Origin of the sequence: Pseudokordiimonas caeni (genome assembly GCF_026719705.1) — a bacterium.
Classification (GTDB): Bacteria; Pseudomonadota; Alphaproteobacteria; order Sphingomonadales; family Kordiimonadaceae; genus Gimibacter; species Gimibacter caeni.
The window spans coordinates 1,324,417-1,346,682 of sequence record NZ_JAPPRR010000001.1; the positions used below are offsets into that span (position 1 = coordinate 1,324,417).

The 22,266-nt window shown below is 60.4% G+C and carries 23 protein-coding genes; 10 read left to right on the plus strand and 13 right to left on the minus strand.

The window, feature by feature from the left end:
• The first annotated feature begins 6 nt into the window (after positions 1-6).
• The gene (locus OU694_RS06075) at positions 7-1,470 is read left to right on the plus strand and encodes an alkaline phosphatase family protein (protein ID WP_308910089.1); all 1,464 of its coding nucleotides are present in this window, start codon (positions 7-9) and stop codon (positions 1,468-1,470) included.
• A gap of 71 nt (positions 1,471-1,541) precedes the next feature.
• On the opposite strand, the gene OU694_RS06080 is transcribed toward OU694_RS06075, so the two are convergent.
• From OU694_RS06080 to OU694_RS06095, 4 genes are all read right to left on the minus strand, one after another.
• Positions 1,542-2,045 carry an Hpt domain-containing protein gene (locus OU694_RS06080; protein ID WP_308910090.1) on the minus strand — a complete coding sequence of 168 codons (504 nt, stop codon included), beginning with the start codon at positions 2,043-2,045 and terminating at the stop codon, positions 1,542-1,544.
• Positions 2,038-2,592: a response regulator gene (locus OU694_RS06085; protein ID WP_289502592.1), complete on the minus strand. Its 555-nt coding sequence runs from the start codon at positions 2,590-2,592 to the stop codon at positions 2,038-2,040. Before OU694_RS06085 ends, OU694_RS06080 begins: the two co-directional genes overlap by 8 nt.
• A gap of 104 nt (positions 2,593-2,696) precedes the next feature.
• The gene (locus OU694_RS06090; protein ID WP_308910091.1) at positions 2,697-3,053 is read right to left on the minus strand and encodes an Hpt domain-containing protein; all 357 of its coding nucleotides are present in this window, start codon (positions 3,051-3,053) and stop codon (positions 2,697-2,699) included.
• Positions 3,050-3,331 carry a hypothetical protein gene (locus OU694_RS06095; RefSeq protein WP_308910092.1) on the minus strand — a complete coding sequence of 94 codons (282 nt, stop codon included), beginning with the start codon at positions 3,329-3,331 and terminating at the stop codon, positions 3,050-3,052. Before OU694_RS06095 ends, OU694_RS06090 begins: the two co-directional genes overlap by 4 nt.
• 166 nt (positions 3,332-3,497) lie before the next feature.
• Between OU694_RS06095 and OU694_RS06100 the strand changes: the two genes are divergently transcribed.
• From OU694_RS06100 to OU694_RS06115, 4 genes are read left to right on the plus strand one after another with little or no spacing between them, the layout of a single operon-like run.
• Positions 3,498-6,254: a coiled-coil domain-containing protein gene (locus tag OU694_RS06100; protein WP_308910093.1), complete on the plus strand. Its 2,757-nt coding sequence runs from the start codon at positions 3,498-3,500 to the stop codon at positions 6,252-6,254.
• Between the two features lie 5 nt (positions 6,255-6,259).
• Positions 6,260-7,330, plus strand: a complete 1,071-nt coding sequence (locus OU694_RS06105; protein WP_308910601.1) for a TRAP transporter substrate-binding protein — start codon at positions 6,260-6,262, stop codon at positions 7,328-7,330.
• Between the two features lie 7 nt (positions 7,331-7,337).
• Positions 7,338-7,853 (plus strand): TRAP transporter small permease subunit, encoded by a 516-nt coding sequence (locus OU694_RS06110; RefSeq protein ID WP_308910094.1) that lies wholly within the window; start codon positions 7,338-7,340, stop codon positions 7,851-7,853.
• Positions 7,853-9,196, plus strand: coding sequence for a TRAP transporter large permease (locus OU694_RS06115; RefSeq protein WP_308910095.1), 1,344 nt, complete (start codon positions 7,853-7,855; stop codon positions 9,194-9,196). The genes OU694_RS06110 and OU694_RS06115 overlap by 1 nt, the downstream gene beginning before the upstream one ends.
• A 53-nt stretch (positions 9,197-9,249) precedes the next feature.
• Here the strand turns inward: OU694_RS06115 and spbR are convergent, their stop codons facing one another.
• Positions 9,250-10,377, minus strand: coding sequence for a SpbR family protein (gene spbR, locus OU694_RS06120; RefSeq protein ID WP_308910096.1), 1,128 nt, complete (start codon positions 10,375-10,377; stop codon positions 9,250-9,252).
• Between the two features lie 299 nt (positions 10,378-10,676).
• Here spbR and OU694_RS06125 point away from each other — a divergent pair, with 299 nt between their 5' ends.
• The 3 genes from OU694_RS06125 (at position 10,677) to OU694_RS06135 (ending at position 13,517) form a co-directional block, all read left to right on the plus strand.
• Entirely contained in the window at positions 10,677-12,239 is a 1,563-nt protein-coding gene (locus OU694_RS06125; RefSeq protein WP_308910097.1) for an alanine/glycine:cation symporter family protein, read from the plus strand.
• Positions 12,240-12,418: 179 nt separating this feature from the next.
• Positions 12,419-12,808 (plus strand): c-type cytochrome, encoded by a 390-nt coding sequence (locus tag OU694_RS06130; RefSeq protein WP_308910098.1) that lies wholly within the window; start codon positions 12,419-12,421, stop codon positions 12,806-12,808.
• Between the two features lie 61 nt (positions 12,809-12,869).
• A complete protein-coding gene (locus OU694_RS06135; RefSeq protein WP_308910099.1) occupies positions 12,870-13,517 on the plus strand; it encodes an MlaC/ttg2D family ABC transporter substrate-binding protein in 648 nt (215 codons plus the stop codon).
• Positions 13,518-13,527: 10 nt separating this feature from the next.
• Here the strand turns inward: OU694_RS06135 and OU694_RS06140 are convergent, their stop codons facing one another.
• Positions 13,528-14,106 carry a glycine cleavage system transcriptional repressor gene (locus OU694_RS06140; RefSeq protein ID WP_308910100.1) on the minus strand — a complete coding sequence of 193 codons (579 nt, stop codon included), beginning with the start codon at positions 14,104-14,106 and terminating at the stop codon, positions 13,528-13,530.
• Positions 14,107-14,201: 95 nt separating this feature from the next.
• Between OU694_RS06140 and OU694_RS06145 the strand changes: the two genes are divergently transcribed.
• Positions 14,202-14,423: a DUF4170 domain-containing protein gene (locus OU694_RS06145; protein WP_308910101.1), complete on the plus strand. Its 222-nt coding sequence runs from the start codon at positions 14,202-14,204 to the stop codon at positions 14,421-14,423.
• Positions 14,424-14,512: 89 nt separating this feature from the next.
• On the opposite strand, the gene OU694_RS06150 is transcribed toward OU694_RS06145, so the two are convergent.
• Positions 14,513-14,722 (minus strand): hypothetical protein, encoded by a 210-nt coding sequence (locus tag OU694_RS06150; RefSeq protein WP_308910102.1) that lies wholly within the window; start codon positions 14,720-14,722, stop codon positions 14,513-14,515.
• Between the two features lie 152 nt (positions 14,723-14,874).
• Here OU694_RS06150 and hspQ point away from each other — a divergent pair, with 152 nt between their 5' ends.
• The gene (gene hspQ, locus OU694_RS06155; RefSeq protein ID WP_289502605.1) at positions 14,875-15,219 is read left to right on the plus strand and encodes a heat shock protein HspQ; all 345 of its coding nucleotides are present in this window, start codon (positions 14,875-14,877) and stop codon (positions 15,217-15,219) included.
• A gap of 58 nt (positions 15,220-15,277) precedes the next feature.
• On the opposite strand, the gene OU694_RS06160 is transcribed toward hspQ, so the two are convergent.
• The 6 genes from OU694_RS06160 to OU694_RS06185 form a co-directional block, all read right to left on the minus strand.
• Positions 15,278-15,394 carry an aa3-type cytochrome c oxidase subunit IV gene (locus OU694_RS06160; protein WP_289502606.1) on the minus strand — a complete coding sequence of 39 codons (117 nt, stop codon included), beginning with the start codon at positions 15,392-15,394 and terminating at the stop codon, positions 15,278-15,280.
• 78 nt (positions 15,395-15,472) lie between these two features.
• Entirely contained in the window at positions 15,473-16,459 is a 987-nt protein-coding gene (locus OU694_RS06165) for a threonine ammonia-lyase (RefSeq protein ID WP_308910103.1), read from the minus strand.
• A gap of 4 nt (positions 16,460-16,463) precedes the next feature.
• On the minus strand, positions 16,464-16,709 hold the full coding sequence (locus tag OU694_RS06170; RefSeq protein ID WP_308910104.1) for a PGPGW domain-containing protein: 246 nt from the start codon (positions 16,707-16,709) through the stop codon (positions 16,464-16,466).
• A gap of 15 nt (positions 16,710-16,724) precedes the next feature.
• Complete coding sequence (gene aptA, locus OU694_RS06175; protein ID WP_308910105.1) at positions 16,725-18,053, minus strand: omega-aminotransferase AptA; 1,329 nt, start codon at positions 18,051-18,053, stop codon at positions 16,725-16,727.
• Positions 18,054-18,157: 104 nt separating this feature from the next.
• Positions 18,158-20,521, minus strand: coding sequence for a TonB-dependent receptor (locus OU694_RS06180; RefSeq protein ID WP_308910106.1), 2,364 nt, complete (start codon positions 20,519-20,521; stop codon positions 18,158-18,160).
• Positions 20,522-20,632: 111 nt separating this feature from the next.
• On the minus strand, positions 20,633-22,252 hold the full coding sequence (locus OU694_RS06185; RefSeq protein ID WP_308910107.1) for a tetratricopeptide repeat-containing sulfotransferase family protein: 1,620 nt from the start codon (positions 22,250-22,252) through the stop codon (positions 20,633-20,635).
• Between the last annotated feature and the right edge of the window lie 14 nt (positions 22,253-22,266).

Genomic DNA, 22,266 nt, shown 5'->3' on the forward strand with positions numbered 1-22,266 from the left:
AACAGAATGCCAAAATCGAGAAACTGGCTGGCCGGAGTCGCACTCCTTGCCATGAGCAGTGCTGCAGTAGCGGCAGACTCGCCAAAGGGCGACGGCACGGCCGAGGAATGGTTCAAGGCAGGCGCCGACGCGATTGCCGAACGCGCGGCAGCACCCGTCAACAAGGGCCGTGCCAAGAATGTGATCCTCTTTGTCGGCGACGGCATGGGCATTTCCACCATCACGGCAGGCCGTATCCTTGAAGGCCAGATGCGCGGCGAGCCGGGCGAGGAAAACAAGCTGAGCTTCGAAAAGTTTCCCTACACGGCGCTTGTGAAAACCTACAATGTGGACGCACAGGTGCCTGATTCCGCCGGCACTGCCTCGGCCCTCAACACCGGTATCAAGACCCGCATTGGTGCGATCAACACCCTGCCCGGCCAGGAAGTCGGTGTCTGCAAGGGCTCGCTTGACGGTGCGCCCAAAACGCTTGCCATGTATGCGGAAGAAGCTGGGCTTTCGACCGGTATTGTGACTACGACACGCCTCAGCCACGCCACACCGGCAGCCGTTTATGCCCATGCCGCCGAGCGCGACTGGGAAGCGGACGCAAACCTGCCTGATGAAGCCAAGGCCAACGGCTGCCCCGATATCGCCGTGCAGATGGTCGGTGACCTTGGCGGCGACGGGCTTGAAGTGGCCCTCGGCGGCGGGCGCCGCAATTATGTGCCTGAAGCCAAGGGTGGCAAGCGCCTCGATGGCCGGGATCTCACCGCGGAATGGGTGAAGGATCGTGCCGATGCCCGCTATGTGACAAGCCTTGAGGAACTGAAGTCCGTCGACCCGAAGAAAACCAAACATCTTCTTGGTTTCTTCAACGACAGCGACATGAATTTCGAGGCTGATCGCACAACGGAACCGAGCCTCGCTGACATGACCGAAGCAGCAATCCGTCAGCTTTCAACCAACAAGAAGGGCTATTATCTGATGGTGGAAGGTGCGCGGATCGACCATGCCCACCATGGCGGCAATGCCTACCGCGCCCTGCACGACGTGGTTGCCTTGTCGGCCGCTGTGAAGCGCGCGAGCGAACTGGTGGACCTGAAAGATACGCTGATCCTGGTGACCGCCGACCATAGCCATGTTTTCACCATGGCGGGCTATCCCTCGCGCGGTAACCCGATCTTCGGCCTCGCCCAGTTCCACGGCGAACCGGACCTTGACGAGGAAGGTCGTCCCTATACAACGCTTGGCTACCAGAACGGCCCGGGGGCAGTGAACGGCGACCGTCCGGTACTGACACAGGAACAGGTGCTGGACCCGAACTTCCGCCAGCAATCGCTGGTTCACACCAGAAGCGAAACCCACGGCGGCGAGGATGTTGCCCTGTTCGCCACCGGCCCGCGCGCCTATCTGGCGAGCGGCACGATGGAGCAGAATGCGGTCTTCCATCTGATGCGGCATGCGCTGGACCTGAAGGTCAAGCGCTGAACCCGCCTGAAACACAAAACCCCCGCCAGATTGTCCGGCGGGGGTTTTCGTTTGTCCGGGGCCGCGATGCCTCAGACCGAATATTTGGCAATGGCCTCGTTCAGGCCCTCGGTCAGGCTTTTGCCGATATCGCCGCCTGAACCGGCGACCCGGCCGCGGATCACGGCACGCATCGCATCGATATGGGCTTTCACCAGCTCCACGACCGCATCTTCAATATCGCCCTTGATCTGGGTGAAACCATAAAGCGAGTCCGAAAAGGCAGTGATCAGCGGATAGCCGAAGGTGCCGCCCTGCCCCTTCATATCGTGGGCGATACGGGCGATTTCCTCGAAACATTCCTTGCGGCTTTCGGGCGTATCAACGCAGCGCCCATGCTGTTCCTGCATCTTGCCGACAAGACCCGACACCCAGTCCGGATAGTCTTCCGACATTTTGGAAAGCGCCTTTTCGGCTTCCTCCATGGCTTCTGCCGAAAGCGTCACCTTGCCGGTAGGATTGAGACCAGCCGTCTTTTCCTTCAGCCGATTCTTGAAGCGGTAGAAACGCACAATAACGGGTTTGCCATTAGCCACGGATAATCTCCACGCCTTCACTCTTGTCGGTCAGTACCCGGCGGTCACGGCCGTCGGGCATCTGGATCGCCTGCCGACGCCTGTCCGGGCCGAAATAATCCTTCGTGTGCACGAACTGGCGGGGCCGTTCGATGATCGACACCAGCTTTTCGCCGACACTTTTCACTGTAAATGGCTTGGCGAGCATTTCAGTCACGCCCATTTCACGCGCCTGCATCACCCTGTCGGGCTCGGTATAGCTTGTGATCATCACAAACGGCACGAAACGATCCGGGCTATCCTTGTGGCGGCGCACCCAGCGCAGGAACATCATGCCGTCGATCGGATGCATATCCCAGTTGGAGACGATGATATCGATCTGCTGGCAGCCGACCTTCATCGGCTCGTTCTTCACCCGTTGCAGGAAAGTGATGGCGTCACCACCATGTTCCACCGCGTAAACATTGCCAACCCCAAGCACCTTGAGCGAATTGGCAATGAGCGAGCGAATGAAAGGACTGTCGTCCACCAGAAGCACGCTCACCCTGTCGAAATCGTAATTGCTCATGAATCCGCCCTGAAATTCAATCTTGTATGCTGCAGCATAATTTTAATGTCATCTAATCCTTAACCCTGTTCGTGGTCAATCGTCACGTCAGGGTCAAACCGGCATCAGGCCGCCACAACGGCGCGAATTTCGGCAAGCAGCGCATCAAGACGTGCGGCGAGTTCCGACAGGCAGGCGGCGCGGTCGGCATCGCTCCGCTCCGGCATCTCGGTTTCCGCGCGCTCTGCTTCCACCGCCAGCCGCCATGCACCGATACCCCGCGCTGCCCCTTTCAGCTTGTGGGCATGGGCTTTCCAGTCGGCCAGCGGGGCCGCCTTTAGCGTTTCGAGATAGTTTGGCGCGTTCGCGACGAAAATCCCGAGGATTTCGGCTTCAAGATCCTCATCTCCGCCGGTGAAGCCCGCGAGATGTGCCCTGTCCAGGATCACGCTTTCATCCCAATTGCTGCGCGCTGTCGTCACGTGCGGCTTTTCCTTCCCATATCCGACACGGCACGGCGGCCTGCATCGGTCAGCTTGCACACAAGCCAGTCCGGCTTGATCGGGTTCCTGTACCAGGGTTCGCACCAGCCTTCGCGCAGGCAGGCTTTAACAGTGGCATCTTTCACCCGCAGCCCGCCACCATCGAAAAGCGGCAGCTTGCCGCCCGGCTCACCAAGGCCGCGCTTCAGGTAAGCCGCCTGCACCGCTGTCGGGCGGCGGGAGATGGTTTCTGTTTCAGCCCCTTTTGTCAGCCCCACGGTCGTTCCCCAAAAGTCCTTTCCATGGAAGGCCATACTATAGCCACGGATATTCGCCATGCATAGGGTTCAGGCAATTGACCTCGCCCCGGAAATACGAAAGTCTAGGGGGAGTGGGGACAGCCCTGCCCACCAGGCACAAGGGCGTGACGATCAAGGCAAAGTGATGAAAGCCGAACTGGAACTCTCGAAATCCGCGAAAGAGCAAGAACCGGAAGGCGACCGGCGCGCTGAAAGGCGTCCGCTTTCGCGCCGTTACTGGCCGGTGGTCGGCGCCACGTTTGTCTCGCTACTGTGGATCGGGGCCTGCGCTTATCTCGGGGTATCCGGCCAGCTTGGCACATTCGACTCGCTGACTGTTGCGACCATCGCGTCCTACCTTGCCGGTGCCATCACGCCGCTCGCGCTGATCTGGCTCATTGCCCTCGCCTTCCAGCGTACCGACCCGCTCATTGAGCACCGGCTGGATATGTCCCGAACACTCGATCAGGCATTGGCCCCCGTTGAAATGGCGGAACGGCGACTGGTTGAACTGAACCAGAAGCTGAAGAAGGAACTTTCCAGCATCGATGCTGTCGCCGATCTGGCCGCCGACCGGCTGGGGCATCTTGAAGGCCGGTTCCAGGAGCAGATCGCAGCAATCTTTTCAGCGACTGCAGATGCCGAAGCCCGCACCGTTTCAATCCGCGATTCCCTGACCCGCGAACGCGCCGAGATCAACACACTGACTGCCGCCCTCGAAGACAGGCTCGCGGCCCTTGAAAGCCGCGTTTCGGACATGGGCACAAAGATCGGTGCGGCCACCGACGACACCCGCGCCGTCATCGCCGAAAGCGAGGCCTCGGTAACCCGCAGCCTTGGTGCCCTTGGCGGCGCTGGCGAAGCCTTTGAGGCACGCCTCGCCCGCGTGCAGCAGGATATCGAGACACAGGCCGACCGGATTGCAAACGATGCCGCCTCCATTGAAGGTCGGCTGGATGCCGTTACCGGCAATCTCGGCGATCATATGGTCCGGCTGGACGACACACTCGGCACCATCGAAGGTCGGGCAAACGATATCGGCGGCCGCATGTCCGATCAGGCAACCGCCCTGCGCGACCTTGCCTGCGAAGCCGCCTCCGAATCGGAACGAATCGAATCGACGCTCAAGGCGCATGTCGAGGAAGTGCAGCGCACCGCCGAAGCCGCCCTGGCCCGTACCAGCGAAATCGGTGCCGAATATTCAGCCCACGCCACATCCATGTCCGCGCATATCGTGGAGACCGTGGAACGTGCGCGTGGCATGCTTGATGAAGCGAACAAGGCGCTTGATGCCCACTGCCAGGAAGCGCTCGCCACCAGTGCCGAGCTTCATGCCCGCACCATGGCACAGACCGAAGCGACAAGCGAAGCCGTGCGCACCAGCAGTGCCGAGCTTGACCGGCTTCTGGATGAAGGCCTCGCCCGTGCCCGCGCAACACTTGAAGAAACCGCAGCCGGCATCACCGAACAAAGCCGCATGGCCGTGGCAGCCGCCGAGGAGACCGCCGCGCGCACGCTGCAGCATATCCGCCAGATGCGCGCGAACGTCGAGGACCAGATGGCCGAGCTTGCCTCCACGGGTGCTGCAGCAGGCCGGGCGCTTGGCGAAGTGGTGGAAGAGATCGGCGACCAGTCGAAAACACTTGTTGAAAACGCCCGAGCCACCGGCGAAAGCCTCTCGGAAGTGCATGCGGGCATGAGCGAACAGAGCGAGGCGCTTGCCGCCGCCCTCAATGACACCCGCCAGAAACTGGTGCGACTGGAGGCCGACCTGCTCGCACAGCGCGACACCCTCGCCACCGTATCCGACGAAGCCGCAGCGCGCGTGATCGACGCCACCGAACGCTTCGCCAGCCGCAGCGAAGCCCTGCGCGAAGCCGCCCAGGATATCCGCGCCGACCTTGTCGCGCAGGCCGATGACATGGGCAAGGCAACCGAGCATCTGGGCAGCCTTGGCACCGCCACGCACAACAAGCTGATGGAAGCCGCCGAAGCGCTCGGCACCGAGGCGAACAGCATCCGTAACGAACTGGCGCAGTCGAGCAAGGCGCTGGGCACTGCTGCAACCGCCTTCTCGGGTGAACGCGCCCGTATCCGCGAGGAAGTCGAGGGCATTGTCGCGCGCATCAACGATGCCTCCGGCCAGCTTGGCCGCGAGGCCGGACGTCTGGTTGAAGACACCGACGCCATGACAAGCCGGATCGAGGAAGCAGGCCAGACGCTGAAGGACGAAAGCGAAACCGCGCGCCTGCGCCTCCGCGATGCGGTTGAGGATACGAACCGCGAACTGACCGCCAGCATCGAGGAAATTGGCCGCCACGCCAGCGAAAAGATCACCTATCTGCAATCCGACATGCAGGCGACACTCGCCAAGGTGCTGGACGACTATCAGGCAACCGCCACGCAGGCCGAGAAGGAAAGCGCCCTTCTCGCCATGCGCATGGGCCGGGAAGCCGAGAAGATGGCGAAGATCGCCGCCGAATTCGGTGCCAAGACTGCCGAGATCGACAGCCGTATCGGCGAGGCCACCAAGAACGAATTCGCCCGAACCGCCCAGCTCCTTATCGAAAGCCTGCAGTCGCTGTCGATCGATATCCACAAGGCGCTGGCCCATGACGTGCCGGACGATGTTTGGGAGGCTTATCTGGGCGGCGACCGGTCCATCTTCATGCGCCGCACCATCAAGATGGGGGACCGCGCTGCGCGGAGCGCCATTGCCGACCGTTTCGCCAAGGACCGCGAGTTCAAGGAAGCCGTCTCGCGCTTCTGCCGCGATTTCGAAAGCCTGATGGAACGCGTGATGCCGGGCGACCGTGGCAGCGCCATGTCGGTGTCGCTGATCTCGTCCGAGATGGGCAGGCTTTATCTCCTCCTCGGCCAGTCGCTCAAGAAGTTCGGTTGACGCCCATGCGCCCTGCCCTTGCTGCTGCCCTGTCGCTCGCCCTGATGCTGCCTGCCTGCGGCAAAGCGCCCGAAACTGCAAAAACGGAAGAAGCCGCCCCGGCGCGCCAGATCAGCTGGCGCATGTCCAGCACTTATCCCTCAACGCTCCTCATCCTTGGCACCATGGGCAAAAGGATCACGAGCGAGGTGGCGGCTGTGTCCGGCGGCGCCATTGATATCCGCTTCTTCGAGCCCGGCGTGCTGGCCCCGCCGTTTGAAACCTTCGATGCCGTCAGCTACGGCGCCATTGAGGCCGGCTGGTCCACAAGCGGTTACTGGGCCGGAAAGGTGCCGGCGCTGCAGTTGTTCTCCTCCGTTCCCTTCGGGCCTTCGGCGCCTGAGTATCTTGCCTGGTTCGACTATGGCGGCGGGCGGCCCTTGTTCGAGAAAATTTACCACCAGCACAATATCCACGGCATCATCTGTGGCATGAGCCCGCCTGAAGCATCCGGCTGGTTCAAGGATGAAATCCGTACGCTGGATGATTTCAAGGGTAAGAAGATCCGCTTCTTCGGCCTTGGCGGCAAGGTGCTGGAGGAAGTCGGCGCGTCACCGCAACTGCTGGCGGGCGGCGAGATCTATCAGGCGCTGGAGCTTGGCACCATCGACGGCACCGAATATTCGGTGCCAGCCGTGGACGAGAAGATGGGCCTTCAGGAAATCGCCCAGCATTATTATTTCCCCGGCTGGCACCAGCAATCCACCTTCTTTGAACTGATCATCAATCTGGACACATGGAACAGCCTTACAAAGACGGAACAGACCCAGATTGAAGCCGCCTGCTCCGCCAACATCCGCTACGGCCTTTCGGAAGGCGAAGCCCTGCAGGCAGCGGCGCTCAAACGCATCGCCGATGCCGGCGTCACCCTGCACACATGGTCGCCCGAAGTGCTCGCCGGTCTGAAGGCTGCATGGGAAAAGGTGGCGGCTGACATGGTGGCAAATGACCCTGAATTTGCCGAGGTCTGGGCCTCCATGACCAGTTTCCGCGCTGCCTACAAGGAATGGGCAGATCGCGGCTACCTGAAAGACTGACGCGGCCATGAGGGGGCTTGAACGGCTGGCGGGGGAACTGGAGCGGATCGTCGCCTTCTTCGGACGGAGTGCAGCCTGGCTCCTGCTCGCCCTGATGGGGGTCATCGTTGCTGACGTGACCCTGCGGCACTGGTTCGTCATCGGATCCACCAAGCTGCAGGAACTGGAATGGCACCTGCACGGGGCCCTGTTCCTGTTAACTATGGCATGGGCCTATAGCCGCAACGCCCATGTGCGGATCGAACTCGTCAGCGAGCGGCTTTCCCTGCGGGCGCGTGCGATCATCGAGCTTGCAGGCATCACCTTGCTGCTGATCCCCTATGTGGCCGCCATCCTGTGGTTCGGCAGCGATTATCTGGCCTACAGCTTCGCCTTCAATGAAGGTTCGGCCTCTGCCACCGGCCTGCCGTGGCGCTGGATCATCAAGGCAATCCTTGTTTTCGGCTTCGCACTTCTGGGGCTCTCCGCCATCGCCCGCGCCTGCCGCGCTATCCTGACGCTGCGGAAGGGAGGCGCCGGCTGATGGCTGAATATCTCGCCCTTCTGATGTTCGCGGCCCTCGTGCCGCTGTTGTTCACCGGATTCCCGGTTGCCTTCGTGCTTGGCGGCGTGGGCCTCGCCTTCTGGGGCATCGCAGTGGTGCTGGGCCTTGAGAACGGGCAGAGCTTCTTTCTCGTCGTCTCCCGCATCTTCGGCGGCGTGGTGGACAAGCCCCTGCTGGTGGCTGTTCCGATGTTCATCTTCATGGGGCAGATGCTGGAGAAAAGCGGGGTAGCCCGGGATCTTCTGACCATGCTGCAACGCCTGACACGGCGCATTCCAGGTGGACTGGCGCTTTCGGTGACGCTTCTCGGCACCATCCTCGCGGCCACCACCGGCATCATCGGGGCAAGTGTGGTGATGATGACACTGCTTGCCTTACCGGTGATGCTGGAACATGGCTACAACCGCCCCCTCGCCACCGGCACGATTGCGGCCTCGGGCACGCTTGGCATCCTCCTGCCGCCCTCGATCATGCTTGTGGTGATGGCCGATCTTCTGTCGGTCTCCGCCGGCGGCCTGTTCATGGCGGCAGTCGGGCCGGGACTCCTGCTAGCAGCGCTTTACGCACTTTATATCCTCGTGCGCACCTGGCTCAATCCGTCGCTTGCCCCCTCACTCGGAGACAGCGATGCCGTACCCATCACAGTGGCTGAGGTCACCCGCTGCCTGCTGCCGCCGCTCGGCCTCATGCTCGCCGTCCTGGGTGCCATCTTCGCAGGATTTGCCACCCCGACTGAAGCCAGCGGCATCGGCGCGTTCGGCGCTCTGCTCCTTGCCCTGTTTAAAGGCCGTCTTTCCTTCCCCACGCTCAGGGAAGTGGTGGAGGAAACCGCCCTCACCTCTGCCATGCTTTTCGGCCTGTTTGTCGGCGCCACCGCCTTTTCCTATGTCTTCGCGCTTCTCGAGGGGCATCATCTGATCCTCTCCGCACTAGAAGCCACCGGCGCCGGACCATGGCACTTGATTGCCGTTCTGATGCTTGCCGTTTTCTTCCTCGGCTTCTTTTTCGACTGGATCGAGATCACGCTGATCATCCTGCCGGTTTTCGCACCCGTCATCGCAGGGCTCGATTTCGGCAGCCATGTACCGGCAGGGCTCGTTTCCGTCTGGTTTGCCATCCTGATGGCGGTCAATCTGCAGACAAGCTTCCTGACCCCGCCCTTCGGCTTCGCGCTTTTCTATCTGAAAGGGGCAGCACCGGCGGGGGTAGCACTCACCGACATCTATCGCGGCATCCTGCCGTTCGTATTGCTACAGATACTGGGGCTTGGGGCCATCATCCTATGGCCCGAAATCGCACTGTGGCTGGTGCCGGCCCGCTGAAATGAAAAAGGCGCCACACCGGGCGCCTTCCTCAATCGAAACAGCATTGCCGATCAGGCGACAGCACCGGTCGGCGATTCGATCTTGTGCAACTTGCCAATCAGGTAATCGAGATTCTCGGTGTCCCAGCTGTCCTCGACAGCCGTCAGCACGCGCTCGATCATCAATTGCTTGAAACGTTCGCGGTCATCGCCACCGGTGGTGACCATCTCGTCCGCCACCTCGAGCGCAGCGCGCGCAACGGGCAGGAACTGGATCGGCATCTTGGCGGCTTCAAACAGACGCTTCAGGCCCATGTCGCCCTTGTCGTGCACAAGTTGATAGGCGTTGGCTGCGGGAATGCCGACGATGCGGGCAAGGGCGGCCTCGAAGAAGGTAGTGTCGCCCATGAACAGCGCCCGCAGGATAAGGGTCGAGGTCAGGCGCTTGTTCTTGTAAAGCTGATCGACAAGCTGCAGCACATTCTGCGCCTGCTGGCCGCCTTCAAGAAGCGAAACGGTCGCCTTCTCGCGGCTTTCCAGAAGGAGGTCGCTCGCCATCGAGGCTGAAATCTCGTGGTGCGACATGATATGTTCGCGCAGCTTTTCGGAAACCAGCGTCACCAGACGCTCGGCCACGCCGATCGGCAGTTCGCCGCGCTGAGCAAGCGGCGCATTGATCTTTTCGTTCGCACCAAACTTGTCGATCACATGGCCGTAAGTCGCTTCCGAAATCTGGGCGCCTTCGTTGGCAACAAGGGTTGCCACAACATTCTCGTTGTCAGTGCGGGCCAGTGCGTCAGCAACGGTTGCCGACACAGTGGCACGGCTTGCAACAGCTTTCTGTGCGCCCTCGCCCGACGACTGAACAATGGCCAGGAGGTCTTCGTCCGTCAGCACCGACGAGCTTTCGATGAAGGGCAGCGCCACCTCGTCCACATCGCGGGCGAGCGTCGCAGCCACATCATGTGGCACATCGGGGTTTTCCTTGAGGCTTTCGGAAAGCGCGGCGCGAACACGCACGGCTGCATCCTTCAGCATCACGCGGAAGATGTCTTCGGCAATCGCGCGCTCGCCTTCAGACAGCGCCGACGAACTGAAGGTCGCCGCCACCTTGGCTGCCGCATCGGCACGGTTGTCGGTATTCGGATCCTGCAGAAGCTTTGCGACATCCGCGCTGGACAAGGTTTTGTTATCTGCCACCGTGCTTTTCCCGTTCTATCTGCCTGACATATACCGGATAACCGGTCCGTCACCTGCAAGCTAGGCGAAACTGTTTAACCGGGCGTTAATCGCGGCCCAGCGCAAGGATATCACCCTCTTCCCGGCCGGTCGGCAACTCCTTCATCAAATATGGCAGAAATGTGCCATCTTTCCGTTGAGCCGCCCGGACATACCGGCTATCGTGCCAGCAATTTTAACCGGACAGCGTATCTGTCCCAAGAACAATCTTCATGGGCACTCACAAACTGACGGCTCATGGTACGGGGAAAATCAGACACATGATCATTCGATTGCTGGCTGCTATTGGCGCCCTTGTGGGCCTGAGCCAAGCGGCTTTCGCGCAGGAAGCAGCAGAACGAACCTTCTCGCAGACCGTCAATGACGCGATCTCGCCGATTACCGATTTCGTTGCCAACGAGATCATCTTCTTCAAAATCCCGCTGAGCGCTTTCATCGACGGCGCACCGGACGTTCCCTTCCTCATCGTGTGGCTGCTCTCGGGCGGCATTTTCTTCACCTTCTATATGGGCTTCATCAACTTTCGCGGTTTTGCCCAGTCGCTCCGGATCGTTTCCGGTCGGTATGACAACCCGGCGGACCCTGGTGAAGTTACCCACTTTCAGGCCCTGACAGCAGCCCTTTCCGCAACCGTCGGCCTTGGCAACATTGCCGGCGTGGCGCTTGCCATCACGCTTGGCGGGCCCGGTGCCACCTTCTGGATGATCCTTGCCGGCCTCTTCGGCATGACCAGCAAGTTTGTGGAAGTGACCCTCGGCCACAAATACCGCCAGATCGACGAAAACGGCGTGGTGGCCGGTGGCCCCATGCATTATCTGTCGAAAGGCCTCGCTGCCCGCAACTGGCCCAAGGCAGGCCGTGTGGTCGCCGTGATTTTCGCCATGATCTGCATCGGCGGCGCCTTCGGTGCCGGCAACATGTTCCAGGCAAACCAGGCAACCGCCCAGCTTGCGAACGTGGCGGCAGACCTGACCGGCGGCGTGGAAAGCATCTTCTTCGGCCGCCCGTGGATCTTCGGCATCATCTATGCGGCAGGCCTCGCGCTTGTGATCGTCGGCGGTATTCGCGGCATTACCCGCGTCACCGAATTTCTGGTACCCATCATGGCGGGGATCTATGTGATCGCCGCCCTTTTCATTATCGGCGCCAATATCGAGCATCTGCCGGATGCATTCGTCGCCATCTTCAAAGGTGCCTTCACCGGTGACGGCGTTGCCGGCGGTATCCTAGGCGTGATGTATATGGGTCTCCGCCGCGCCACCTTCTCGAACGAAGCTGGCCTTGGCACTGCCTCGATCGCCCACGCCGCAGCCAAGACGAAAGAACCGGTTGCCGAAGGCCTTGTTGCCCTTCTTGAGCCCTTTGTGGATACCGTCATCATCTGCACCATGACCGCACTCGTGATCATCATCACAGACATGCACATCCATGGCGCCGGGCTTGACGGGATCGCGCTGACGTCCGCGGCTTTCGACAGCTTCATTGACGGCTTCCGTTATGTACTGACGATCGCTGTGCCGCTCTTCGCCTTCTCGACCACCATCACCTACTATTACTACGGTGAACGGGCGCTCCACTTCCTGACCGGCGGCAACAAGGGCAACACGGTCCATGTCTACAAGGTCATGTATCTGGCCGCCATCGTTGTCGGCTCGGCCATGCAGCTGACCGCCGTGATGGATTTTGCCGATGCCATGCTGCTCGCCCTCGGCTTCCCGAACCTTGTTGGCGTGTTCATCATGCGCCGTGAAGTGAAGGCGATGCTGGCCGACTATCTGGCGCGGCTCAAAGCCGGCGAAATCAAGCCCTTCACAGGGAAATGATCGGACCCCGGCGCGGCAATTCGCCGCGCCGGGGTTGCGTCCGGTTCAGCGCCGGTTCATCATGAAAGTTGAAAATGGCGGTCCATGGCCGCCTTTTTCATGTTCGGCAGACGGAATTCCGCCAGCCATCCGCCAGACCGCCCCCAGTGCGGGGCAAATGACTTCAAGGATTTGATCCCATGCTGAAATCCCTCATCAATGCGACTGTCGCCACCCTTATTGCCGCCTCGGCGCTCAGCGCCAGCGCACAAGCCGCAGGTGACCCGGCCAAGGGCAAGATGATTTTCAACCGTTGCAAGGCCTGCCACACGCTGACCGCAGCCGAACGCCTGAAGATGGGCCCGTCGCTTGCCGGCGTTTTCGGCCGCAAGGCAGGCACCTCGGAAGGCTATAAATATTCGCCGGCCATGGCCGAAGCCGATGTTGTTTGGAGCGCTGATACGCTCGACCAGTATCTGACTGACCCCAAGGGCTTCATCCCCAAGAACAAGATGATCTTCCCCGGCCTGAAGAAAGAACAGGACCGCGCGGACGTGATCGCCTATCTCGAACAGGCGACAAAAGAATAATAAGCGGTTATAGTCGGCGCGCTAATAAGAACCGGCTAACCGTCGATGCGAGGAAAAACAAATGCTTGAACGACTTTACAAACAGGCCCTTGCGGCTGTTTGTACGCTTTTCATTCTGGGCGCGGGCACGGCCCATGCCCAGGATACCGCTGTGGCCGATCCCCAAGGGGCCGTGGCATTCATCGAATCCGTGGCTGACGACACCAAGGCTGTCTGGAGCGATGCAACGCTCTCGGACGCTGATCGCACCACCGCCTTCCGCAAGATTTTCCAGAAAGCTGCCGATATAGACCTCTTGGCAAAAGGCATGCTCGGCCGCCATTACCGCAGCGCTACGCCAGACCAGCGCTCGGCCTATATGGTGGCGATGACCGACTATATCATCGGTGAATTCGACAAGCGCATGCAGCAGATCGGCTTCAAGGATGTGGAAATCGTCGGGACCACGCCGGCTTCCGGCAAGGGCGGCCATCTGTTTGTCCGCACCAAGGTCGACCGTTCGGAAGGCGCGCCGATCCTTGCCGACTGGCGGGTCCGCAAGAAGGATGGCAACTTCCAGATCGTCAATCTGGAAGTCGAAGGCATCAATCTGCTGATCACCAACCGTGAGCAATTCTCGGCGCGTATCGCTGAAATCGGGCTGGACGGCCTGATTGCCGAACTCAAGGCTACCTACAGCACGGCTTCCGCCGCGCCTGTCGGCAACTGAGCAATCTTTCCTATTCCGTCGCGGCCACGGTCGCGGCGGATACGGGCTCCATCACACACAATAGCCGCAAGCTGCCCGCTGTGTTGTAAAGCGCGCTTTCAAGCGCTGTCGCCCGGGATGCCGGCACATTCACCGCAAATCGTGTCCTGTAATCGAAACCTGCTTCGGTTTCGATCCGGCGACTGTTCATCCTGACGATATTGGCATCATAGTCGACAAGAACTTCGCTGATACGCGCCACAAGGCCCGGCCTGTCGCCGCCTTTCACTTCGATCACGTGGGTGATGGTCCCACTGTCGTCGCGGGTGAGGTTGAAGGGGAAGCTCGTGACCGCGATCCGCGCACCCTCCAACAGTTCGAGCGCTGCCAGCCCTTCCTGCACCTCTTCCGGGGTGGTAAGAGTGGCAAATTCAGCCACACAGCTGAATTCGAAGCCCTGCCCCAGCACCGCATAGGCGCTGTCGGCAAGGTTTGCACCGATCTCGAAAAGATAGCTCGACACAGCCGAAACAACACCGACCCGGTCGCGCCCGATGATCGAAATAAGGAGATTACTGGAGACCCGTTCCTGACCTTGTGCGTTGCTCATGTTCTTGCCTGCTTGAAAAAAATTGATGCCGCGCCACAATGGATTTGGTACACAGGCGCCGCGCTCCACAATCATTTTCATTAGGGACATAGCCCATGTCTGACAAGCAACTTCTTCACCTCGTCTTCGGCGGTCCGGTTTCGGACCCGCAGACGCTTGATTTCACCGATTTGAGCAAGCTCGAGATCGTCGGCATCTTCGGCTCCTACCAGGAAGCCGAAAGCGCATGGCGCAGCGTCAGCCAGGCCAATGTAGACGACGCCATGACCCGCTATGTGGTCGTGCACCTGCACAAGCTGCTGACACCCGAGATCTGAGAGCGTCAGCTTTCGCCCTTCGCCAATTGAGGAAAGCCCCGCAGGCATTGATGCTTGCGGGGCTTTTTGTGCGGAGCGCTATCGGGGGGTCAGCGCGTCGACGCGGGGGCTGCAAAATGGGCGTCAAGGCCATCGGCAATCGCTTCGCCTTCAAGGTCGTAAGCGCCAAGATGGCCATGGAGATAGGTCATGGCTTCCTCGCGGCTGCCAAACTGGCGGCGGGAAAGCTCCAACTGGGCAATCCGGCGGATGCCTTCAATATCGATCGGGGAATAGTACATCGTCCCTTGGTCTTTCATTTCTTCTTCTGTGATTCATATATTTCAGCCATCCTAACGGGGCTCGCCGGACGAAATCGTGACAGTTAGATGACGATTTGGTGACAAGGGCCGATGGTTGACATTCGGCTCGCGCGCACCTATCTCACGGCGCAGAAGGAGTAACGAGGACCATGACAACGAACCCGCCCATCACCCGGAACGCGCTTTTCACGATCGGTCAGGTCGTGAAGCATCGCGTGTTTCCGTTCCGTGGCGTGATCTTTGATGTGGACCCGGAATTCGCCAACACGGAAGAATGGTGGGAATCGATCCCGGCCGAAATCCGGCCCGAGAAAGGCCAGCCGTTCTACCACCTGCTCGCGGAAAATGGCGAGCAGTCGTACGAAGCCTATGTTTCGCAACAGAACCTGGTGCCGGACGACAGCGGCGAGCCGGTTGATCACCCCGATGTGCCCGACATGTTCGGCGAATATCTCGGTGATCGCTACCGCATCAAGGAAAGCCAGCGGCATTGAGACAAAGAAAAAGGCGGCCAGATCGGCCGCCTTTTCTCATACCGGGTATCTGAATTCCTCAGGCGAGGAAAATCTTCATCAGCACGAGGACCGCGACAATCGCGACGGTCGAACGAACGGCTACCTTGATGAAGCCATTGTAGGTGGTTTCCTGTTCTTTAACGTCCATCGACATGATCATCTCCCAAAGTATGCGAGGCCGCAGCCCGTTGTTTTTTTGCTCTATAACCGATTGTGACAGTCGGGCCAAGTCTCAAACCGCAGTGCCGCCGAGGCAGGCTGACAGAAGTTTCGGGTCGATATTGCCACCCGAAAGCACGATCACGCTGGTCCGCCCCTTGGTCTCGACGCGTCCGTCCAGAAGGGCGGCAAGCGACACGACACCGCCGGGTTCGGTCGTCAGTTTCAGTGTCTCCGCCGCATAAGCCACGGCATCCGCCGCCTCACGGTCGGACACTGTCAGCCCCTTCACGCCGAAAGCCTGCAGGACCGCGAAGGTCAGCGGCCCCGGCGCCTCCGAAAGGAGCGCGTCGCAGATCGACTTCACCGAGATATCGGCATGCTGGCGCTCACCGCTTTCCAGAGAACGCTTGGTGTCGTCATAGGTCGCGGGTTCGACCACATAGCGGGCAGCCTCCGGAAATTCGCGCCCGAGCACGGTATAGAGCCCCGAAGCGAGGCCACCGCCGCCGCAGCCGGTGAGGATCTGGTCGGGGACAACGCCGATCGCCTTCAGGTCTTCCGCGATCTCAAGCCCGATAGTGCCCTGCCCGGCCATGATATAGGGGTCGTTGAAGGACGGCACGACGATGGCGCCTTCCTTCTCGCTGATTTCGGCAGCGATCGCTTCACGGCTTTCACTGTACCGATCAAACAGCCTGACAATTGCACCGTACCCCTTCGTGTTCCGCACCTTGATCTCTGGCGCGTCCTGCGGCATCACGATGGTCGCCTTCACGCCCAGCATGCGCGCAGCAAGCGCCACGCCCTGCGCATGGTTGCCGCTTGAGAAGGCCACAACACCGCGCTTCTTTTCCGCGTCCGTCAGCTGTGAAATACGGTTATAGGCACCACGAAACTTGAAGGCACCGGCGTGCTGCAGGCATTCGGGCTTGATGAAAACACGCCCGCCAAGGCGTTCATTGAGGGCAAGATTTTCAAGAAGCGGGGTGCGGACCGCGATCCCCCTGATCCGCCCGGCAGCGGCAACAATATCCTCGTAGCTGATCGCGAGTGTCATGGTCTTATTTATCCTTTTTCCGGCGCGGGCGATGCTTGTGCCACCAGCGCAAAAGCCTGACTTCCATGCGGCGGCGGAACCGGCGCACGGCGGGATAATCCACGGAAAGGATCACGAGGCCAAGAGGGATCATCCAGAAACCGAGAACCGGCAGGAATCCGAGGAGGCCGCCAATGACCAGAAGGACGCCTACGATGAGGCGTCCCAGCTGGTTGTTCGGTATAGTTTTCTTTATTTTCTGGCGGATCATCTCCCGCCCCTTCGGTCAGTCCACCGCTGCAAGCGTCTCGGCGAACAGGTTGAAGATGCGGTCGATATGCGCCTTGTCGGAAACAAGCGGCGGCGCAATGGCGATATGATCGCCCGAGAGGCGCACCTTCAGGCCCATTTCGAAGGCTTTCAGGAACACATCGTTTGCTCGTGCACCCGGCACACCGTCGCGGTGGGCGATGGTGAAGGCGCTCATGAAGCCGAGGTTGCGGATATCGGTCACATGCTTCGAGGCCTTCAGGCTGTGCGCAGCCGCGCCGAAGTGCGGCTCAAGGGTACGGACATTCTCGTAAACGCCCTCTTCCTTGAAGACCTTCTGGGTGGCAAGGGCAGCCGCAACCGCGAGCGGATGCGCCGAATAGGTATAGCCGTGGAACAGCTCGACCCCACCCTTCGTTTCATCCATGAAGGTGTCGTAGATGCGCTTCTGAACGATCACGGCGCCCATCGGCACCGTGCCATTGTTGATCGCCTTGGCGGTGGTGATGATGTCGGGCTCCACCTTGAAACGCTCGGCCGCACTCGCGTAGCCGAGCCGTCCGAAGGCCGTGATCACCTCGTCGAAAATCAGCAGAATGCCATGCTTTGCCGTGATCTCGCGCAGGCGTTCCAGGTAGCCCACCGGCGGGACGAACACGCCGGCCGAACCCACAACCGGCTCCACGATCACGGCTGCGATTGTGGATGCGTCATGCAGCTTCACGAGATTTTCGAGCTCGTCGGCGTAAGCTGCACCCGTTTCGGGCTGGCCGTTCGTGAAGGCCATGGTGGCTGGATCATAGGGGAACGGCATATGGTCCACACCCGGCAGCAACGAGCCGAAGAATTTGCGGTTGTTGACCATGCCACCGACCGAAATGCCGCCGAAGCCCACGCCGTGATAGCCGTTGAAGCGGCCGATCAGGCGGGTGCGCGAAGCGTCGCCCCGCAGGCGGTGGTAGGCAATGGCGATCTTGAGCGCGGTATCGACCGATTCAGAACCCGAGTTCGTGAAGAAAACATGGTCCAGCGAGCCCGGCATCACGTCCGCCACCACATTGGCGAGCTCGAACGCAGGCCGGTGGCCAAAGCCGAAAGCCGTGGAATAGTCAAGCTTGCCCGCCTGTTCGCGGATCGCTTCGGTAACCTTCGGATGGCCGTGCCCAAGCGCCGAACACCAGAGGCCAGACGAGCCGTCAATCACCTGACGGCCATCGTCCGTGGTGAAATAGAGGCCCGCAGCGCTTTCCAGAAGGCGCGGTTTGGCCTTGAAGGCCTTGTTGGGCGTGAACGGCATCCAGTAGGCCTGCAGTTCATCGTTCCGAAGCGGATTGGAGGAGGTCATGAAACACCTGATGCTTTGGCGAAAACGGCTCTTCGTCCGTCGCCTCTGGACTCTGATTTTTGTGGGTCCGGGGCGGCCGCAGCCGCCCCGCCCGTAAGGCTATATCATTCTTCGCCGAAATTGATGGTCAGCTTCACACCCACGGTGCGCGGGCGGCTGATGCCGAAGCCGTGCGCCGGGAACAGCCCATCGGCCGAGCCTTCGCTGGTACCATCGAAATATTTGGCGTTGAACACGTTTTCCATATAGGCCGTGACCGACCAGCCTTCGTTGCTGGTCCAGCCAAGTCGGGCTGCCACGTCCGTCCAGCCGCCGTTGACGCCGGACGGCGTATTGTCGAGGCCGCCGTAGGTCTTGCTTTGCGTGCGGAAATCGACCGACCCCGTGATTTCGCCCGCATCACCAATCGGCTGGTGGTAGGCCAGCACGCCGGCGAGCGTCCATTTGGGCGAACCCGGCAGGCGCGAGCCATCAGGCCCGATCACCACTTCGGTGCCGTCCGGATAGGTGTAAACCGCGCCGGTCACTTCGTTGGTGTTGTAGGAACCCGAGACGAACATATCGAGGTTTTCGCTGAGGATTGCCTGTACAGTGGCTTCCGCGCCCCAAGCCTTCACCTTGCCCACGTTCACGATCTTGGTACCTGCATCGAAGAAGTTCAGCTGCAAGTCCGTGTAGCGATAGTGATAGACGTTACCATTGAGGCGGACACGACTGTCGAAAAGGTCGCCCTTGAAGCCAACCTCATAGGAGGTCACCTGCTCGGGATCGAACGAGTTCGGCGTGGCACCAGGCGTTGCGACGAGGTTTTCGTCAACACCATCCGGGAATTCGTCCGTCGGGTTCAGGTTCACGGCAAACGAGCCAAAGCCGCCCGACTTGTAGCCTTTGGTGAGGCTGGCATAGATCATCCAGTCGTCATTCGGGCGGTAGCGTGCGATAAAGCGCGGGGTGAACTTGTCCCACGATTTGCTGTCGTAGACGAAGCCATCGGTCGTCAGGCCGAACATCCAGTAGGGCCCGAGGCCGGTTTCGACCGGCAGCACGTTGATGCCAAAGTCTTTCGTATCCTTGGTGTAGCGGATACCTGCACCGACATCAAACTTCTCGCTGAACTCGTAGGTCGCCTCGAAATAGGCACCCCAACCCGAATATTCACCGTCGACCATGTTGGCTTCAACCTGGCCTTCGGGGTTATATTCATAGTCCTCGCCATAGTAATATTGCGACATTTCCTGACAGGTCATGCCGTAATAGACGCCGCAAAGGACATCTTCACCAAGGGCGTTGCGGAACAGGACGTCGAGCTTTTCCTTATAATAGGAAACACCGCCGTACCACGACAGTGGGCCTTCGGTCTGGCCTACAAGGCGCAGTTCCTGCTCGAAATAGTCGCCCGACTGGGTCTGGGCGTAGTCGTTGTAGCGGAACGGCGCGCCGTCGAAGTCTTCGGCATAATCATAGTCATGATCCTTGTAGCCGGTGATTGACTGCAGGCTTGCGAACCCTAGGTCGAAATTGATGTGCGCCTCAAGCGAGAGAACCTCGCCGATATCATAGTTGCCAAGGCCTTGGTCGGCATCCACATCGCGGATATCGCCGCGCGGGGTCACGGGGCCTTCAAGCACGTCTTCAAGTGCATCGAGGATGCCGAGCGCGTTGTTGGCGCGGTAAACCGAGCCGCTTTGCTCGCGATCTTCATACTCGAGGATGAAGGTGCTGTCCCAGCTTTCGCCGCGCACGCCGACACTCGCCCGCAGCGCATCCTTGTTATGCCAAACCTGCTTGCGGGCTTCCGGGTCGAACTGGTTGTCGACATAGCCGTCTTCTTCGCTGTGATAAGCGGCAAGACGCACGGCGACCTTGTCATTGATGCCATAGTTGAAGGCGGCCTCGCCTTCAAGAATGCCACGCTGGCCGACACCCATTTCCATATAGCCGGACGTCTGGTCGTATTTGGGCTTGTTGGTATAAAGGCTGACAGCGCCCGAAATGGCGTTCCGGCCAAACAGGAAGCCCTGCGGCCCGCGCAGCACTTCGGCGCGTTCCATATCGAACATCGAGGTCACGACCACGCCGTTCCGGCCTTGGTAGAGGCCGTTCTTGAAGAAGCCGACCGACGGGTCGCCGCCGACGCCGAAGTCGTTCGTCGAGATACCGCGGATGTTGATATAGTCGATGAAGCTGTCCTTGCTGTCGCCCGCAAAGCCCGGGGTGAACTTCACCAGGTCCTTCACGTCGTCCAGATTGACGCGCTTCTGGAAAGCCGCGTCGAAGGCTGCAACGGCGAGCGGTACATCCTGCACCGATTCAGCGCGTTTCTGGGCTTCAACGAGGATTTCCTCGATCACCATCCCGTTGTTGTCGCCCGATTCCTGGGCAAAAGCCTGCCCGGCACCAGCCAGCAGCGCCGCGAACGACGCACCGGTCGTCAGCCAAGGCCGCTTTTTCTTTGTCGTGACTGCCATTCTGTTTCTCCCTGACAATTCGATTTGCACATTTTTCCAGACTCAAACGCAATCGTGGTGGCCGTTCAAGGCACAAATGCCAAGCGGACACCGTTTTTGGGCAAGGGGTTGTCAGACGGCAACACCTTGGGCCAGCAGTTCATTCCGCATCGCGGAAAGCTTGTCTTCATAGCGGCGCCAGCGGCCGACCGAACGCGTATGGGCGGGTTCCCGCACCTGCGCCGCGCTCGCCGTCGTCACGGCGCCGTCATTGTTGAAAAAGTCGAGGCATGCGTCATCCCACGCAAGGCCGAGGGCTGCAATCAGACGGCGGGTTTCCGCCTCCGTATCCGTCACCAGTTTTTCGTATTCGATCTCGATCAGCCGGCCGCCCATAAGGGCACGCCAGTCTTCCATCAGCTTCAGGTACCGGGCATGGTGCCGGGCCATTTCGCGCTGATTGTAGGAATGAGGATAGGCTTCGGCAAAAAGCTGCTTGTAGCTCGCGAAGCAGCTGTCCATCGGGTCGCGCCGCACATGCACGATCTTCGCTTTTGGCAGCGCCGCGGCGATGAGCGGTGCGTAAAGATAGTTCACCGGCATTTTGTCGATGAAATGCGGCCGCGTGCCGCGTACCGGCTTCGTTGCCTCGATATAGGCATGGCCGACAAGAGCAGCGTCCATCGCGGCAACTGCTTCCAAGACCTCAGCGCTCATCGGCAGCGGGGTTGAAAGGCCGGAAAGCCGCTTCATGGACATGGCAAACTGCTGCAGCTCGCCCGCAGCCTCAACATCGCCGTGCGCCGCAATGATCCGCTCCACGAGCGTGGTACCGGTGCGAGGCTGGCCGACGATAAAGATCGGCGCGTCTGCTGCAGGCGCCTTGCCCTTCTGTGCGGCGAGCCACTCAGCGGTGAATGCTGATTTGAGCGCCGCAAACAGCTGTACTTCTGCCGCTTCGTCATAATCCGTTGCAGCGCGTTTGGCGGCGGCACCGGCCTCGAAGGCTTCGAATGCGGCGTCCCAGTCTTCAAGGTCTTCCAGTTCCTTGCCAGTGGCATAAAGAAGGAAGCTCTGGGACAGCGGCGTATAACCGCGCGAGCCCAGATATTCAGCCATCTCCGCGATATGCTTGCGGTCCTTCGCCTTGGAGAGGCCAGCAACCATCCAGTGGGCGCGGGGCATGTCGGGATGCGCTTTCAGCACGATATCAAGCGCCGCCCGTGCCTCGTCAAATCGGCCAAGGAACAGAAGTGCATTGGCACGATTGAAGGCAAATTGCGGATGACCGGGTTCTTTCGCGGCCGCCTTGTCGAACCAGCGAAGCGCCTCAGCCTGATCACCAAGCGCGCTGAACACCCCGCCGATCGTATCCATCACGATGGGCATGCCGGGCGACAGTGCCACAGCGCGCTCAAGCGCGGTCTCAGAGTTTCCATACTGGCCGAGCATGGCATAAAGCCGGGCGAGCTGCGCCCAGCCCGCCGCATCACGCTCGTCAAGCCCGACGACCGATTTGAAAGCCCTGACCGCCGTTGCCGTATCCCGGCTTTCAGATGCGATGAGGCCGACGAGAAAATGCGCTTCCTTGAGACGCGGCGCGTGGGTGAGCACTTCACGGGCGGCGGCACCCGCCTCACCCAGCTTGCGGGATGCGAACGCCTGATAGCCGCGCTTCAACAGAGCCGCCAGCCGGGCCTTGTCTGGCCCGCCTGCCCTCACGATCGTCTCTGTCTCACCTGCGTTCATCATCCCCCCGGATTGTC

Excerpts from the sequence above, each read along its gene's own strand:
- OU694_RS06075 (WP_308910089.1), top strand. The coding sequence starts at position 7 with ATGCCAAAATCGAGAAACTGGCTGGCCGGAGTCGCACTCCTTGCCATG.
- OU694_RS06085 (WP_289502592.1), bottom strand. The coding sequence starts at position 2,592 with ATGAGCAATTACGATTTCGACAGGGTGAGCGTGCTTCTGGTGGACGAC.
- OU694_RS06100 (WP_308910093.1), top strand. The coding sequence starts at position 3,498 with ATGAAAGCCGAACTGGAACTCTCGAAATCCGCGAAAGAGCAAGAACCG.
- OU694_RS06105 (WP_308910601.1), top strand. The coding sequence starts at position 6,260 with ATGCGCCCTGCCCTTGCTGCTGCCCTGTCGCTCGCCCTGATGCTGCCT.
- OU694_RS06110 (WP_308910094.1), top strand. The coding sequence starts at position 7,338 with ATGAGGGGGCTTGAACGGCTGGCGGGGGAACTGGAGCGGATCGTCGCC.
- OU694_RS06115 (WP_308910095.1), top strand. The coding sequence starts at position 7,853 with ATGGCTGAATATCTCGCCCTTCTGATGTTCGCGGCCCTCGTGCCGCTG.
- OU694_RS06125 (WP_308910097.1), top strand. The coding sequence starts at position 10,677 with ATGATCATTCGATTGCTGGCTGCTATTGGCGCCCTTGTGGGCCTGAGC.
- OU694_RS06130 (WP_308910098.1), top strand. The coding sequence starts at position 12,419 with ATGCTGAAATCCCTCATCAATGCGACTGTCGCCACCCTTATTGCCGCC.
- OU694_RS06135 (WP_308910099.1), top strand. The coding sequence starts at position 12,870 with ATGCTTGAACGACTTTACAAACAGGCCCTTGCGGCTGTTTGTACGCTT.
- OU694_RS06140 (WP_308910100.1), bottom strand. The coding sequence starts at position 14,106 with ATGAGCAACGCACAAGGTCAGGAACGGGTCTCCAGTAATCTCCTTATT.
- OU694_RS06145 (WP_308910101.1), top strand. The coding sequence starts at position 14,202 with ATGTCTGACAAGCAACTTCTTCACCTCGTCTTCGGCGGTCCGGTTTCG.
- OU694_RS06150 (WP_308910102.1), bottom strand. The coding sequence starts at position 14,722 with ATGAAAGACCAAGGGACGATGTACTATTCCCCGATCGATATTGAAGGC.
- hspQ (WP_289502605.1), top strand. The coding sequence starts at position 14,875 with ATGACAACGAACCCGCCCATCACCCGGAACGCGCTTTTCACGATCGGT.
- OU694_RS06160 (WP_289502606.1), bottom strand. The coding sequence starts at position 15,394 with ATGTCGATGGACGTTAAAGAACAGGAAACCACCTACAATGGCTTCATC.
- OU694_RS06165 (WP_308910103.1), bottom strand. The coding sequence starts at position 16,459 with ATGACACTCGCGATCAGCTACGAGGATATTGTTGCCGCTGCCGGGCGG.
- OU694_RS06170 (WP_308910104.1), bottom strand. The coding sequence starts at position 16,709 with ATGATCCGCCAGAAAATAAAGAAAACTATACCGAACAACCAGCTGGGA.
- aptA (WP_308910105.1), bottom strand. The coding sequence starts at position 18,053 with ATGACCTCCTCCAATCCGCTTCGGAACGATGAACTGCAGGCCTACTGG.
- OU694_RS06180 (WP_308910106.1), bottom strand. The coding sequence starts at position 20,521 with ATGGCAGTCACGACAAAGAAAAAGCGGCCTTGGCTGACGACCGGTGCG.
- OU694_RS06185 (WP_308910107.1), bottom strand. The coding sequence starts at position 22,252 with ATGATGAACGCAGGTGAGACAGAGACGATCGTGAGGGCAGGCGGGCCA.